11 protein-coding genes are annotated in these 14,416 nt (G+C 49.7%); 10 read left to right on the plus strand and 1 reads right to left on the minus strand.

What is annotated here, in order from left to right; all coding sequences use genetic code 11:
* Positions 1-51: 51 nt before the first annotated feature.
* The 4 genes from ACZ50P_RS04005 (at position 52) to ACZ50P_RS04020 (ending at position 4,139) form a co-directional block, all read left to right on the plus strand.
* Complete coding sequence (locus tag ACZ50P_RS04005; protein ID WP_464133616.1) at positions 52-1,440, plus strand: TldD/PmbA family protein; 1,389 nt, start codon at positions 52-54, stop codon at positions 1,438-1,440.
* Positions 1,440-2,783: a TldD/PmbA family protein gene (locus tag ACZ50P_RS04010; protein WP_464133618.1), complete on the plus strand. Its 1,344-nt coding sequence runs from the start codon at positions 1,440-1,442 to the stop codon at positions 2,781-2,783. Before ACZ50P_RS04005 ends, ACZ50P_RS04010 begins: the two co-directional genes overlap by 1 nt.
* On the plus strand, positions 2,784-3,230 hold the full coding sequence (locus ACZ50P_RS04015; protein ID WP_464133621.1) for an LEA/WHy family protein: 447 nt from the start codon (positions 2,784-2,786) through the stop codon (positions 3,228-3,230).
* Positions 3,231-3,347: 117 nt separating this feature from the next.
* A complete protein-coding gene (locus tag ACZ50P_RS04020) occupies positions 3,348-4,139 on the plus strand; it encodes a hypothetical protein (RefSeq protein WP_464133622.1) in 792 nt (263 codons plus the stop codon).
* On the opposite strand, the gene ACZ50P_RS04025 is transcribed toward ACZ50P_RS04020, so the two are convergent.
* Entirely contained in the window at positions 4,116-4,901 is a 786-nt protein-coding gene (locus tag ACZ50P_RS04025; RefSeq protein ID WP_464133625.1) for an HAD family hydrolase, read from the minus strand. The two genes, ACZ50P_RS04020 and ACZ50P_RS04025, sit on opposite strands and share 24 nt — an antisense overlap.
* Positions 4,902-5,063: 162 nt before the next feature.
* Between ACZ50P_RS04025 and topA the strand changes: the two genes are divergently transcribed.
* From topA to ACZ50P_RS04055, 6 genes are all read left to right on the plus strand, one after another.
* A complete protein-coding gene (topA, locus tag ACZ50P_RS04030; RefSeq protein WP_464133627.1) occupies positions 5,064-7,787 on the plus strand; it encodes a type I DNA topoisomerase in 2,724 nt (907 codons plus the stop codon).
* Between the two features lie 86 nt (positions 7,788-7,873).
* Positions 7,874-8,773, plus strand: a complete 900-nt coding sequence (locus ACZ50P_RS04035) for a hypothetical protein (RefSeq protein WP_464133630.1) — start codon at positions 7,874-7,876, stop codon at positions 8,771-8,773.
* A gap of 119 nt (positions 8,774-8,892) precedes the next feature.
* On the plus strand, positions 8,893-10,911 hold the full coding sequence (locus ACZ50P_RS04040; RefSeq protein ID WP_464118039.1) for a S41 family peptidase: 2,019 nt from the start codon (positions 8,893-8,895) through the stop codon (positions 10,909-10,911).
* A 362-nt stretch (positions 10,912-11,273) separates the two neighbouring features.
* Positions 11,274-12,404: a thiamine pyrophosphate-dependent dehydrogenase E1 component subunit alpha gene (locus ACZ50P_RS04045; protein WP_464133632.1), complete on the plus strand. Its 1,131-nt coding sequence runs from the start codon at positions 11,274-11,276 to the stop codon at positions 12,402-12,404.
* The gene (locus ACZ50P_RS04050) at positions 12,404-13,459 is read left to right on the plus strand and encodes an alpha-ketoacid dehydrogenase subunit beta (RefSeq protein ID WP_464118037.1); all 1,056 of its coding nucleotides are present in this window, start codon (positions 12,404-12,406) and stop codon (positions 13,457-13,459) included. Before ACZ50P_RS04045 ends, ACZ50P_RS04050 begins: the two co-directional genes overlap by 1 nt.
* Positions 13,459-14,301: a class I SAM-dependent methyltransferase gene (locus ACZ50P_RS04055; RefSeq protein ID WP_464133635.1), complete on the plus strand. Its 843-nt coding sequence runs from the start codon at positions 13,459-13,461 to the stop codon at positions 14,299-14,301. The genes ACZ50P_RS04050 and ACZ50P_RS04055 overlap by 1 nt, the downstream gene beginning before the upstream one ends.
* Positions 14,302-14,416: the final 115 nt, after the last annotated feature.

Raw genomic sequence — 14,416 nt, forward strand, 5'->3', positions numbered from 1 at the left:
TTTGGAGGAGAACTCAGGTAGGATACTCTTGAGGTTCTTAAGGAGGTCCTCATGATCGTTCAACCTCATATCCTGACAAAAGCTCTGGATGCAGCTTTGAGTACAGGGGCTGATTTCGCTGATATCTTTTTGGAAGATACTTATTCCTCTCAATTGAGTGTTCTGAATTCCAAGCCCGAGCAGGCCATTGTAGGTCAGCTTTATGGGGCGGGCATTCGTCTGTTCTTCGGTCATGAGATTGTCTATGTGACGACCAATGATCTTTCTGAAGCAGGCCTGGTGAAGGCGGCGTTGAATGCGGCTCAAAGCCGCGGTTCGGGAGCTGCATCCAAATCGATGCCTTTGATGCAGGTGCCTTTTGATACGATCCACACCTATGGTGAAAAACCGTGGGAGATGAACCGTGATCGCAAGTTCCGCTGGTTGAACACGATCGACCAGGTGTCTCGGGCGCGCAACTCGGCAGTGACTCAGGTCGAGGCGGGACTGAACGAAAAATTCCAACGCGTGCAAATCGCCAACTCGCGCGGACTGATGGCTTATGATGAACGCGCTTACACCCGCATTCGCATGCAGACCTTTGTTGAAAATAATGGCGTGAAAGAAAGCGCTTCTGAAGACGAAGGCCACATGGGAACTTCGGAGATCTATGATCAGGTGGATCTGAAATCTTTGGCCGAGCAGTCCGTGGATCGCGCCATGATGTTGACGACTGCGGCTTATGCGCCTGCGGGTGAAATGCCTGTGGTGATTGATAATGCCTTTGGTGGGGTGATCTTCCATGAAGCCTGCGGGCATGGTCTTGAAACGACTTCTGTTGCCAAGGATGCTTCTGTGTTCTGCGGAAAGCTGGGGCAGAAAATTGCGCATGAAAGCGTGACGGCGATTGATGATGGAACGATCGAGAATGGCTGGGGCTCTTTGAACATGGATGACGAGGGCAATAAGACCAAAAAGACGACGCTGATTGAAAACGGCGTTTTGAAATCCTATATCGTCGATGAGATGGGGGCGCGCCAGACCGGTTACGATATCACGGGCAGTGGTCGCCGCCAGTCTTACAAGTATGCTCCGGCGTCCCGTATGCGTAACACCTATATTGCCGCCGGCAAGGATAAGTTCGAGGACATGATCCGCGATGTGGATTATGGCCTTTATGCCAAGAAGATGGGTGGTGGCTCAGTGAATCCGGGAACGGGGGATTACAACTTCCAGGTCGGTGAAGCCTACATCATTCGCAATGGCCGTATTGAGGAGCCTGTGAAGGGCGCCTGCCTGATTGGTCGCGGAATTGATACTTTGGGAAAAATCACCAAAGTGTCTGATGACTTGAAGCTGGCGCGCGGAATGTGCGGATCAGTTAGTGGTTCTATCCCGGCAGCCGTGGGTCAGCCGCAAATTCTTGTTTCCAGCCTGATGGTTGGGGGGAGAGCGAAATAATGGATACTGTTAAATCAACCTTCCAAACAATTGTTGAAAAAGCTCGCCAAGATGGCGCGAAGGTCGAGATGCTGATCTCTGGCGGTGAAAGTCTGAGTATTGGTTATTCTAAAAAGAAATTGGAATCTTTCGAGTCCACGCAATCCCAGATGGCGGGTTTGCGTGTGGTGCTGGGGGCCAGTCAGGGTTATGCCTACACCGAGAACCTTTCTGAGGACTCTTTGTTGCGAACCTATGTGGAGGCTTTAAATAATGCCAAGACCGTGCAAAGTGGTGACACGGCGGTAGTGGAGCTGGTGAAACCTCAGACTGTGAAAGCGATGAATGATCTGTTTAAGACAGAACAAGTGGCGATGGACAAAAAATTGGAAGTTGCGCGCTTGTTGGAAGAAAAATGTCTTGAAAAAGATGCGCGTATCACAGCAGTTCCTTATTCTGGTTTCAGTGAAAACATCAGCTTCAAGCGGATTCTGAATTCGGAAGGCCTGGATCAGGAATTCAAGCAAAGTTATTATTCCGGCTATGCTTATCCATTGGCGAAAGAGGGCGAAAGCTCAAAAATGGGCGGCGAAGGTTTCTTTGCCCGCAGCTTTGAGGACATCAATGCCGAGAAAGTGGCGCATGAAGGCGTCGATAAGGCGGTTTCCCGTTTGGGCGCGCAAAAGCTGGCGACCGGCAACTATGCGGTTGTGATCAGCCGGGATGAGTTCCCGATGGTCTTGCAGATGATTTATCAGTACTTCTCTGCAAAGGAAGTTCATGAAGGGAAGTCCTTGTTCAAGGGGAAACTGGGTCAGAAAATTGCCAGCGAAAAATTTGAGCTTGTGGATGATCCCTTCGAAACTCGTGGTACAGCCGTGCGTCCGTTTGATGATGAAGGGGCTGCTTCACAGAAAACGGTTTTGTTTGAAAAAGGGGTTTTGAAAAACTTCCTTTCCAATTTGGAATACGCGAAGAAGATGAATATTCCGCACACAGCACATGCTCGTCGCAGTCCGGCTTCTCAACAAGCGATTGGGCCGACGAATTTGGTGGTGGCAAAAGGCGAAAAATCACTGCAGCAGCTTTTGTCTTCTCATGACAAGGTTGTCTATCTGACGGAGTTTTCCGGCGGACTGCATGCGGGCTTTAAAGAATCCACCGGGGATTTCTCGATGCCAGCGGAAGGTTTCTTGTATGAAAACGGACAGAAGGTGGGACCAATAGATCAGTTTGTCATGTCCGGAAATGTCTTGGACCTGCTTCGTGATATCGAAGCTTTGGGGAATGAATACAACAAACCAGGCAGCTCCTTTATCTGCCCGGATGTGTTGGTGAAGTCCCTGAGCTTTGCGGGTGCCTAGATGAAGTCCGTTATTGCGGTTGTATTGTCTGTGTGGATGTTGGTCAGTGGGCTGGGATGTGCCAGCCTGCTGGGTTATAAAGAAGAACCCAAAGTCCAACTGCACGAGGTCTATGTCAAAGACGCGGATTTGGTGGGGACGACGTTGGTGTTTGTGATCGACGTTGAGAATCCCAACGAACGCGACATTAACGTTGATGAGATCACCTACAAGGTCTTCTTGTCCGGTAAAGAGCTGACGGAAGCAAAGACTGAAAAACCTGTCACAGTTCCAGCGAAGCAATCGGCGAAGGTCGAGGTTCCGTTGCCTGTGAAGTATTCAGCGGTTCTTGGCAATATCGGCAGCATCCTGATGGCTCGTGAAGTGAGCTATCGCATCGAAGGCGACGCTAAGCTCTCGTTCTTTAGAATTCCCTTTTCTAAAGAGGGTAAAGTGGAGCTTCGCTAAACCCCAAAGGGACGGACTTGCGCGCTGTTGTTACCAGAAGTAAGTCCGTACCTGTGGGTAATTATTTGCGGCTTATTCTTTTGCCCCCTATTCTTATTTAAAGTTTTTAGAGGGGCTATGAAGTTCGTTTTATTTTTATCTCTGCTTTTCTCTTCCATTTATTCGTTCGCACAATCCGTTATCAAAATTCAAGGCACAGAGGCCACCGTTCATCTGAGTGCTGAGGACGCCTTGCAGGTGGGGGACCGGGTTCATTTCCTGAATTCCAAGCTGGATACGGCGGGGGAGGGTGAAATCACCAAGATTTCCATCGGAGGCAAGAAGGCCCTGGTGAAAGTTGTGGCGGGCAAGGTTCAGGCCGGGATGACATTTGAAAAGAAAGCAAGCAAAGAGCCGGTGATGGCGGCCGGGGCGGTGGAATCTTCTCTGGAGGTCAGCAAGTCCGACGGAATTTCCTATGCGTCGTTGAGCGAGCGTGATCGCGAGATTCTGGCGCGCGGTGAGATTTCTAAAACTCGTTATGTGGTTGGCGGAATTCTGGGCACTTATCCTTTGGGTTTTGGTATTGGACATGCCATTCAAGGGCGTTTCACAGAAAAAGGCTGGATCTTCACGGTGGGTGAGGCGGGTTCTTTGGCAGTTCTTATTGCTGGTTTGGGCAGCTGCATGAGCTCATGGCACTCTGACAACTGCAATGGCAATGGGGGCTTGATCTGGATTGGGGCCTTTTCTTTTATCGGCTTCCGTATCTGGGAGATCGTCGATGTGTGGGCGGCTCCACCGGAGTTGAACCGCCGTTATCGTGAACTGAAATCCCGCCTGCCGGCCAGTGAAGGTGAAATCACCTTTGAGCCTGGCTTTATGCCTTTGGCAGACGGAGGCGTCTTAGGCCTGCGTATGACTTTCTAAAATTGCTTTGGCAATTTCAGTGAAACCCAACCCACCTCGTCGCTTAGAGACATAGGTGGGTTTGTTTTTTATCTGATCGATGAAGTTTTGAATGTTGGCCACGGCGAAGCTGTGTGGGAAGTAGGCGAACATGGGTTCATCATTCGGGGAATCGCCCGAGAATCCGCAAACTCTTTTAGCGTCTTCCGCAGTCACGCCGAATTCTTTTTCCAGAAATCTTAAAGACATGGTCAGTTTGTCATAGCTTCCGAACCAGCCATTCACATGAATAGAGCTGACTTTGGCTTGGGCTCCATGCTGATGGAAGATGTCCACGATCTTTTGCACCTCGGATTTCGGCAGGGCAGGGACGTCTTCGCAGAAGTCGATGGCCAAATCCATCAATCGGCAGAACTGATCGCTGGCCAGATCGCAGCCGGGAACCTTCCGCAGAATTTCTTTTTCAAGTTGCTGAAGTTTTGTGCGATTTTCTTTTTGAGTTTTTTCATCAAAGAAGAAATGGCGATGCATGGTTTTGTTGTGATAGCGGAAATAAAAGCCACCGTTTTCACCGACAATACCACTGACCGGCCAGACGCGGGCGATCATTTCACACCATCCGGCAGGACGTCCGGTGACGGGGATGACGTGAATGCCGGCACGATGAAGAGCCCACAGGGCTTCGTAAGCCTCTGGACCTAACTGTCCTTCGTCAGTCAGAGTGTCATCGATATCAGTCAGCAGAAAGCGCAAAGGGCTGGAAAATTCAGAGGCATTTTTCATCCTTGCATTATAGCCGGACATCGAGCCAAGGTCTAAGTTGATATGGCTCGTCAAAGTTTAGACTTGCGCCAGGACGCTTTCACCTTCATGTTTTGTCTATTATATAGGGGCCGCTACAGCTTCTCATCTTGATGACGGCCCCTAGACGAAGGGCTTAAAGTCATGGCAAAAAAAAGCGACGCATCAGACGGAATCAAATTAGTCATCGTGGAGTCTCCCACGAAGGCTAAGACCATCCGTAAGTTCTTGGGTAAAGATTATGTCGTGGAATCCTGCATGGGACACATCCGCGATTTGCCTCAATCTGCCAAAGACATCCCTGAGAAGGTCAAAAAAGAAAAATGGGCTCAGTTGGGTGTGAACGTCGATAAGAACTTCGAGCCGCTGTACTGCGTCCCCAAGGACAAAACCAAAGTCGTCAAGAATCTCAAAGACAAACTTGAAGAAGCCTCAGAGCTGTATCTGGCAACGGATGAAGACCGTGAAGGGGAATCCATCAGCTGGCACTTGTTGGAAGTGCTAAAACCGAAAGTTCCAACCAAACGCATGGTGTTCCATGAGATCACCAAGGACGCGATTCAAAAAGCTTTGAAAGACACCCGCGAAATCGACTTCAACCTGGTGCGCGCCCAAGAGGCTCGTCGTGTGCTGGATCGTTTGGTGGGTTATACGATTTCTCCGCTGCTTTGGAAAAAAGTAGCTTACGGTCTTTCCGCCGGCCGTGTTCAGTCCGTGGCGGTTCGCCTGATTGTGGAAAGGGAACTAGAGCGTGTGCGCTTTAAAAAGTCCTCTTACTGGGGCGTGCTGGCGGAACTCAGCAAAGACGGGGTGAACTTCGAATCCCGCCTGCAACAATACAAAAATCAGCGTGTGGCGACAGGGAAGGATTTTGACGGTCTGACTGGTCAGTTGACCGCGGGTAAAGACGTTCTGGTGCTGGATGAAAAAACGGCTGGCAAGTTGTCCATGGATTTGAAATCCGGCAACTGGCAGGTGACAGATGTCGAAGAAAAACCGACCTTCCGTAAACCCGCACCTCCGTTTATCACTTCTACTTTGCAACAGGAAGCCAATAGAAAGCTGGGATTGAGTTCCCGCGAAACCATGCAGGTTGCGCAGAAATTGTACGAACAAGGTTTCATCACCTATATGCGTACGGACTCCACCTTCCTGTCCAACGAGGCTATTACTGCGTCCCGCGAGTGCATCCAAAGCAAATACGGGAAAGAGTATCTGACTCCGCAGCCGCGCAATTACGCAGCCAAAAAAGTCAAAGGTGCCCAAGAGGCCCACGAAGCGATCCGTCCTGCCGGCAACCAGTTTATGGATCCGGATGAAACAGGTCTGACTGGCACTCAGTTCCGTTTGTATGATTTGATCTGGAAGCGCACTATCGCTTCTCAGATGGTGGATGCTCGTCAGAAACAAGTCAGCGCGAAGATCACTGTGGGTGATGCGCTGTTTGGGGCTTCCGGTATGACGATTGAATTCCCGGGCTTCTTGCGAGCTTACGTGGAAGGCAGTGATGATCCAGAAGCGGATTTGGCAGAACGCGAAGTGCGTTTACCAGCGTTGAAAGTTAAAGACGCTGTGAAATGTGCGAAACTCGACCCAACATCCCACGAAACCAAACCACCGGCTCGATACACCGAGGCCAGTCTTGTTCAGACAATGGAAAAAGAAGGCATCGGCCGTCCTTCCACGTACGCGTCTGTCATCGGGACCATCATTGATCGTGGCTATGTTCGTAAGAACGGAACGGCGCTGGTGCCGACATTCACGGCGATGATTGTTTCCAAATTACTAAGTCAGTATTTGTCCCAGTACGTGGATCTGGGCTTCACTTCTGAAATGGAGCAAAGCCTGGATAACATCGCTGATGGCGAATTGGACTGGGAAAGCTACTTGGCCTCCATTTACAAAGGGCCGAAAGGTCTTCGTGCCTTGGTGGACAGTCAGGGTGACAAGATTGATCCGAATGAAGCTCGTACCATGACCCTGGAAGGCATGGATAAGTATAAATTCCATGTTGGTCGTTACGGTGCTTATGTGACAACTCAGCGTGATGGCGAAGATGTGAGCGCATCTTTGCCGGATAATGAGTCTCCGGCGGATATCACTCCGGAAATCGCAGAAAAACTGATTGATCAAAAAATTAACGGCGCAGATTCATTGGGCAATGATCCAGAGACTGACTTGCCGGTGTATGTCTTAAATGGCCGCTATGGACCTTATGTGCAATTGGGGGATGTGACTCCGGAAGATGACAAACCTAAACGTGCGTCATTGCCTCCGGGCACTCAGCCAGAACAAGTGGATCTGGCGATGGCATTAAGCCTTCTTTCATTGCCAAAGACCTTGGGAACTCATCCAGGCACAGGCAAAGAAATCAAAGCAGGCTTGGGTCGTTTTGGTCCATTCGTGGTTCATGACGGGGATTATCGTTCGATTCCTAAGGGTGAAAGCATCTTCAACATCACTTTGGAAAAAGCTCTGGAGATGCTGGCGCAACCGAAAAAAGGACGTGGCCGTGCGGCTCCACTGAAAGAGCTGGGTGCGCATCCGGAAACGGGTGATGCGATTCAGGTCTTCAACGGTCCTTATGGTCCGTACATCAAATCTGGTAAGGTCAATGTTTCATTGCCGGAAGGGTCAACTCCCGACACGGTCACTTTGGAACAGGCCGTGGCCTTGATTAATGAAAAGGGCCCGGCAAAGGGCAAAGGTAAAGGGAAGGCAAAAGCCACCCCGAAAGCCAAGGTTGCCAAGGCGGCTGGTGAAAAAGCGGCTCCTAAAAAGCCGGCTTTGAAGAAAGCGGCCACGGCGAAAGAGAAAGCCGAAGCCTTGGGTGTCAAAAAAGTAGTCACTCGCAAGGCGAAGAAGTAATTTGTTCAGGCCCCTTTTCGGGGTCTTTTTTATTTGGTAAATTCAACCCACTGTTTAGCTTGAAAAACTTGGAAGGAACGGTCGGTATGAGTGACAGTCCCCTGAAGGGACAATTGGAACTGGGGATTAATCGCCCCAAAGAGAAGGATAGAAACTTCCATCTTGGAGGCCGCAGTTTCTATTTCTTCGATTTCGACGACAATATTGCGTTCCTGACCACGCCTTTGATTTTATTCCATAAGAAAGATCGTTCTGAAGTGCAAATCTCCAGTGGGGACTTTGCCCAGTATCACCAATCCATTGGTGAATCCGGTCCTTTTGCCGATTACGAAATTGATTTCTGTGATGCGACTGGCACCTTTAGAAATTTCCGCGATGTCCACTTGGATGAGCTGGAAAAAATGAACGGCAGGAAGCAGATTTTTGTTCAAGACGTTGCTGCGGCCTTGGGTTTTCCGGACTTCCAGTGGAAGGGACCTTCCTGGGAATGTTTCTACCACGCCGCCTTCAATCAGCGTCCACTTTCCGTGATCACAGCCCGTGGTCATCACCCGGAAACCCTCAAGGATGGCATCCGCGTCTTTGTGCAGAATAAAGTTTTGCCGCTAGAGCCCAACTATCTCAGCGTTTATCCGGTGAGCCACAAAGAAACGCGGGTCTTGCTGGGTGATTCGGACTTCAAAGCAGGTACAGCGGAGTTGAAGCAACGGGCTATTCGCGCCAGTGTTGAGCAGGCCATTGAAACTTATGGTTACAATGCCCACCATCGATTCGGGATGTCTGATGACGATCCCAAGAATATCCAGCTGATCGTCGAGGAAATGACCCGACTAAAGGCTAGGTATCCGGAGATGTCCTTCTTCATGATCGAGACTCAACACGGAAGCTTTATTAAGCACGAAGTCAAATTGAGCGGGCTTCGTGGTGACAAAGTGGACAACCTCTCACAACTGTCTTTCTTTGAAGAAGATCGACGAAAGTCTTAAGAATCCTTTCTACGTCCTAATTTATGACGAGCTTCATAAATTGAATGCTCTCTGCTAAATCTTTGATAATCTAATGCAATTAGGATTGCTCCCGTTCGGGGAGTCACGGAAGGATCATCATGAGTTCATTCTCGAAAGGCATTAGAGGTTTGGTTGTTGCTGGTTCATTGGCAGTGTCTTCACTGGCCTCCGCACAACTTAAAGAGGGCCTAGAGTGCCGCTATCTGACAGTCATTGAACAAGGCTTTTTGGCGAATCACGTTAAGTACACGAATCGAGATACAGATCTTCAGAATCGCGTTGTTGAGCAATACCTGAAAAGACTTGATCCTTCAAAAATCTATATGACCCAGGCTGATGTGGATGCAATTCGAAAAGCGGCCGGGAATGTTTTTGAAAAAACAAAGAATCGTGACTGTTCTTTCCTTGATCAAGCACAAAAGATCGTTCTGGAGCGAGTGAAAGACCGTGCTGAGTTTGCAAAAAAGTATCTGGGCAAAGACTTCAAGTTTGATGAAAAAACAGAATTTGTTTTTGATCCGGAAAAAAAGGCCTGGCCGAAAGACGCCAACGAAGCCAACGAATACCTGAAAAAATACATTCAGTTCCAGATCGGGAACTACATGGCAACAGACATGAAAATGGATGAAGCCAAAAAGAATGTGATCAAAAACTACGAACGCGCGGTGAAGAGAACGCAAGAGACAACCCAGGATGACCTGTACTCTGGTTATCTGGACTCTTTCGCTCGTGCTTTGGATCCGCACTCCAGCTTCTTCTCGCGTGACGTTTTGGAAGACTTTGAAATCCAGATGCGTTTGTCCTTGGAAGGTATCGGGGCGACTCTTTCCTCTCAGGATGGTTTCACAGTGGTGGAACAACTGGTTCCAGGTGGAGCTGCAGCGAAATCCGGTTTGATTGAGCCACAAGACAAGATCATTGCTGTAGGTCAGGAAAAAGGACCTATGGAAAACGTGATCGATCAGGATTTGAAAGACGTTGTTAAAAAAATCCGCGGGAACAAAGGCACAAAGGTTCGCCTGACCATCTTGAGAAAATCCGGCGAGGGGAAGAAGCGTTTCGACGTTACTTTGACTCGTGAAAAAGTGAACTTGGAAGACGAAGCAGCTTCCATCATTTATCAGGATCGTGAAATCAACGGTCAGAAGAAGAAAGTGGGTATCATCAACTTCCCATCTTTCTATGCTGACTCCCGCCGTGGTGGCAGATCTTCCGCGGCTGACATGAAGAAACTGATCAAGGAAGCCAACGAAAAGAAAGTGGACGGCCTGGTGTTGGATCTTTCCAATAACGGTGGTGGTTCTCTTGAAGACGCGGTGAAAATCGCCGGTTTGTTCTTCCAGACTGGTAACGTGGTGAAGCAGTCTTCTAAAAACGAAGGCCGCGCCGAATCGGCTTTGCGTGATACAGATCCCATGGTGGATTGGGCAGGCCCACTGGTTGTACTGACCAGCCGTATATCAGCTTCAGCCTCTGAGATCGTGTCCGGTACTTTGCAGGATTACAAGCGTGCGGTGATCGTTGGTGGTGACCACACTTATGGTAAAGGCAGCGTTCAATCTGTTCTTCCAATCCCGAACAATCTGGGGGCGATCAAAGTAACAGTGGGCATGTTCTTCATCCCGGGTGGTAAATCCACTCAACACCGTGGTGTGGATGCCGACGTGGTTCTGCCTGGTCCGTTCAGCACGGATGATATCGGTGAAAAGTACATGGACTACTCTTTGCCGCCAAAAACAATCGAGTCCTTCCTGTCTCCGGATGCTTACGTGAAAGAAGGCCCAGGGGCTTGGAAAGAGATCAAGCCGGAGTGGCTGAAGTCTTTGCGTGAAAGATCTTCTGAGCGCGTCGCGAAGAACGATGAATTCAAAAAGATTGTTGATGAGCTGAATAAGGCAAAATCCCGCGGTAAAGTCATCCGCGTCAGCGAAGTTCTTAAAGATAAGAACGAAAAAGAAAAGAAAGAAAAAGCTAAAAAGACCGCTAGTAAGGCGAAGAAAAATGAAGAGTACTTGAAGCGTCCTGATATTCAGGAAGCGGAGAATGTTCTTCTGGATCTGATTCAGTTGGAAGAGGGGAAAGCCCTTGTCCCGCAGAAGCAGGCCAATGCCAAATAGTGTGACTTAATAGAGAGCGATACGTTGTTGTTGAAAAGCCCGGGCAAAAACCCGGGCTTTTTTTATCCGCGAGTGGTGAAAAGGGCCCATCTCCTGCGTTGTCGGGGCGCCTTCTCGCTCCGACGTGCAGGGAGCACGCCTGCGCTGCGAGGGCGCCCCTTCGGGCCTTGCCGCCGCCGATGAGGAACTGGGGGGGGTGGGGGATGGAGTTTCAGCTTATTTTTTGGGCATTTTTTATGGGTTTTATAGGGGGTGGGGCTTGTTTATTGGCTTTGGGGCGGGGGTGGTTTTTGAGGGTTGATTGGGCGTGACAAAGGGTTGTGTTTTCGCTTAGATAGACGCGATTAATGGAGGCCCTAGAGATGTCTAAAAAGACCACTGTGAAAACAGGGGGTAAGGCAGTTGTTGGTAAGACAACCAAGAAAGCTGCGAAACCTGCTGCGAAGTCCACTGTGAAAGCTTCTAAGAAAGCTGCTGCTCCTGCGAAAAAGAAGCAGAGCTTTGGTGGATTGTCTGAAGAAATTCTTTTGCGTATGCATGACCTGATGGTCAAGTCGCGCGTTCTGGAAGAGCGTTTAATCAAAATCTACAAAGCTGGTGAGGCTTACTTCTGGATCGGTGGTCCTGGTGAGGAAGCTTGGGGTGTTCCACTCGGAATGCTCGCGCGCAAAGGCTCTGGTCCCGAGAACGACTGGTTCCACTTGCACTATCGTTGTACGCCAACGATGGTCGCATTGGGCATGGACATGATCGACTCCATTCGTTTGATGATGAATCGTGCGACGGATCCATCCACAGGTGGTCGTAACTTCTCCAGTCACTACTGTTTCCCGAAGTGGAATGTGGCTCCGGTGACTTCTCCGTTGGAGGTTCAATATCCGATCGCTTGCGGTACGGCTCACGTGCAAAAGCGTGTGGGTAAGGGTGCTATTTCCATCGTGACTGGCGGTGACGCTGGGACTGCCGAAGGTGACTTCGCGTCCTGTTTGATTCTTGCGTCCCGCAAAGGGCAGGAGCTTCCGATGTTGATCACCGTGCAGAACAACGGTTACGGCATTTCGACTCCGTACGAAGGTCAGCACGGTGAAACGAACATCGCCGACCGCGCTGCTGCGTTCAACATTCGTTCCCGCGTGATCAATGGCAATGACCCGATTGAAACTTATCTGGCTCTGAAAGAAGAGATGGAATACATCCGTAAAACCGGCAAACCATCCTTCATCGAAGCGAAGGTTACTCGTTTGTACGGTCACTCTTCTGCTGACGGTGCCAATAAAAAGCCACACTTGTTTGATCCGGTTCTGACTTTCGAGAAAAACCTGATCGACGCTGGTATTCTTGATCCAAAGACGGCGAAGAAGATCTGGGAAAATTATGAAGCCGAAGGCGTCAGCGCCCAGGAACAAGCCCGTCAGGAACCGGTACCGACTCCGGAGTCTGTTTGGGATCATGTCTTTGTTAACAACGAAAATGCAGATTGGAGAAAATTCTAATGGCAAGTATTGCTCAGGCCATCAGAATGGCCCTTCACTATGGTGAAGCCAACATGGGAGTTAAAGACATCTTCGGTCAGGACGTGGGCGCTCCATTGGGCGGTGTGTTCACGGCGACTCAAGGTTTGGAAACTGCGTGGAACTCCACACTGGATGAACGTGGGATCATAAGCATGGCGATGGGTATCGCGATGGCGGGTGATCGCTGTGTGGCTGAAATCCAGTTTGCGGATTATATTTTCAACACCATCGATCTTTTGAAAATCGCCGGCAACACTTTGTGGTGCACCAACGGTCAGATCCAACTGCCAATGGTGGTGATGACTCCGGTGGGTGCGGGGATCTTTGGTTCCGTTTACCACTCTCACTCTTTCGATGCATGGGCGTCCCGTCTGCAGGGCTGGAAGATCGTAATGCCGTCCAATCCGTTGGATGCTTATGGATTAATGCTTTCTGCGATCGAAGATCCAAATCCGGTTCTTTATTTGAAATCCAAGGCGTTGATGCGCCATAAGGGCGATGAGCTGATCCCAGGTGAACCTGCGGATGAAAAAGAGCTCAAAGCCATGATCGACAAACCCGTTCAGAACTCTGAAGGCTGGAAGCCTCGCTGGCCGGAACTTGAAAAATACATGGTTCCGATCGGAAAGGGTAAGATCACTCACGCGGGTGAACACATCACGGTTGTCACTTACAGCCGCATGGTGCACTTGTGTGACGAAGTGGCGGTAAAGCTGGCGCAAGAAGGTATCTCTGTTGAGGTGATCGATCTTCGCTCGATCTATCCGTATGACTGGCCGATGATCAAAGAATCCATCGAAAAAACCGGTCGCGTGTTGTTCGTGAACGAGGACACTGAAGTGACCAACTTCGGAGAGCACTTGGCTTATCGTGCGACTCAAGAGTGTTTCTATCATCTGATGGCGCGTCCACGTGTGCTGGCGGGTAAAAACCTGCCGGGTATTGGTTTGCATCCGAATCTTGAAAAGAACTCTGTGCCACAGTTGCAGGATATTGAAACTGCAATTCGTGAAGTCGTTGCGGAAGTGCCTTAATGAGTAAAAAAGATCTTTCCCATCGCAAGAAGGTTCGTCGCCGGGTTGCCAAGAAAACCTCCAAGATGCAGTTTGATAAATACGAGCTGTATCGCAAGGCCGTGCAGTCGGCGGAAAATGACGTGCAGTTCATCCAGAATACATACCGGGAACTGAAGGGGAAGGCCCCTCGTCTGTTCCGTGAGGACTTCTGCGGGACCTTTGCGTTGTCGACTGAATGGATTAAGCTTAATCCACGTCATGAAGCGATTGGGATTGATCTTGATCCGGAGCCAATGGCTTACGGAAAAAACAACTATCTGACCAAGCTCAAGCCCGAACAGCAGCGTCGAATGCGTTTGATCGAAGGCAATGTTCTGGATCCGAACCTGCCGAAGGCGGATATCGTGGCGGCGATGAATTTTTCATACTTCTGTTTTAAACAGCGGGAGTTGATGAAAAAGTATTTCACCAACGTCTATAAAACCCTGAACAAAGACGGCATGTTCCTGGTGGACATCTTCGGCGGAAGTCAGTGCCACGACGCCATCGAAGACACGATCAAGCATGAAGGGTTCACCTACTATTGGGATCAGACGAACTTTGATCCTGTGACCAATGAAGCCCTTTTCCATATCCACTTCAAAGTGGGTGGGAAGAAGCTTGAGCAGGTGTTCACCTATGACTGGCGCTTGTGGACGATCCCGGAGATCAAGGACCTGATGCAGGAAGTGGGTTTCCGCAAGGTGCATGTGTTCTGGGAAGGCACGGCGGCAGATGGCTCCGGGGATGGCAACTTCACTCGGGTGGATCACGGCGAGGCTTGTGAAAGCTGGATTGCCTATGTAGTGGGTGAGAAATAAAAAATTGATCTGAAATGAAATCTAATAAGGCGCTGATGGGGGACCCTCAGCGCCTTTTCTTTTGGCGCTCTTCTTGCTTTCTCGGGGATATGTAGATTGATAACAGGTTTAACCG

Source organism: Bdellovibrio sp. CKG001 (assembly GCF_055397465.1).

Bases quoted from the DNA above. Each gene is read 5' to 3' on its own strand.
- ACZ50P_RS04005 (WP_464133616.1), top strand. From the start codon at position 52: ATGATCGTTCAACCTCATATCCTGACAAAAGCTCTGGATGCAGCTTTG.
- ACZ50P_RS04010 (WP_464133618.1), top strand. From the start codon at position 1,440: ATGGATACTGTTAAATCAACCTTCCAAACAATTGTTGAAAAAGCTCGC.
- ACZ50P_RS04015 (WP_464133621.1), top strand. From the start codon at position 2,784: ATGAAGTCCGTTATTGCGGTTGTATTGTCTGTGTGGATGTTGGTCAGT.
- ACZ50P_RS04020 (WP_464133622.1), top strand. From the start codon at position 3,348: ATGAAGTTCGTTTTATTTTTATCTCTGCTTTTCTCTTCCATTTATTCG.
- ACZ50P_RS04025 (WP_464133625.1), bottom strand. From the start codon at position 4,901: ATGAAAAATGCCTCTGAATTTTCCAGCCCTTTGCGCTTTCTGCTGACT.
- topA (WP_464133627.1), top strand. From the start codon at position 5,064: ATGGCAAAAAAAAGCGACGCATCAGACGGAATCAAATTAGTCATCGTG.
- ACZ50P_RS04035 (WP_464133630.1), top strand. From the start codon at position 7,874: ATGAGTGACAGTCCCCTGAAGGGACAATTGGAACTGGGGATTAATCGC.
- ACZ50P_RS04040 (WP_464118039.1), top strand. From the start codon at position 8,893: ATGAGTTCATTCTCGAAAGGCATTAGAGGTTTGGTTGTTGCTGGTTCA.
- ACZ50P_RS04045 (WP_464133632.1), top strand. From the start codon at position 11,274: ATGTCTAAAAAGACCACTGTGAAAACAGGGGGTAAGGCAGTTGTTGGT.
- ACZ50P_RS04050 (WP_464118037.1), top strand. From the start codon at position 12,404: ATGGCAAGTATTGCTCAGGCCATCAGAATGGCCCTTCACTATGGTGAA.
- ACZ50P_RS04055 (WP_464133635.1), top strand. From the start codon at position 13,459: ATGAGTAAAAAAGATCTTTCCCATCGCAAGAAGGTTCGTCGCCGGGTT.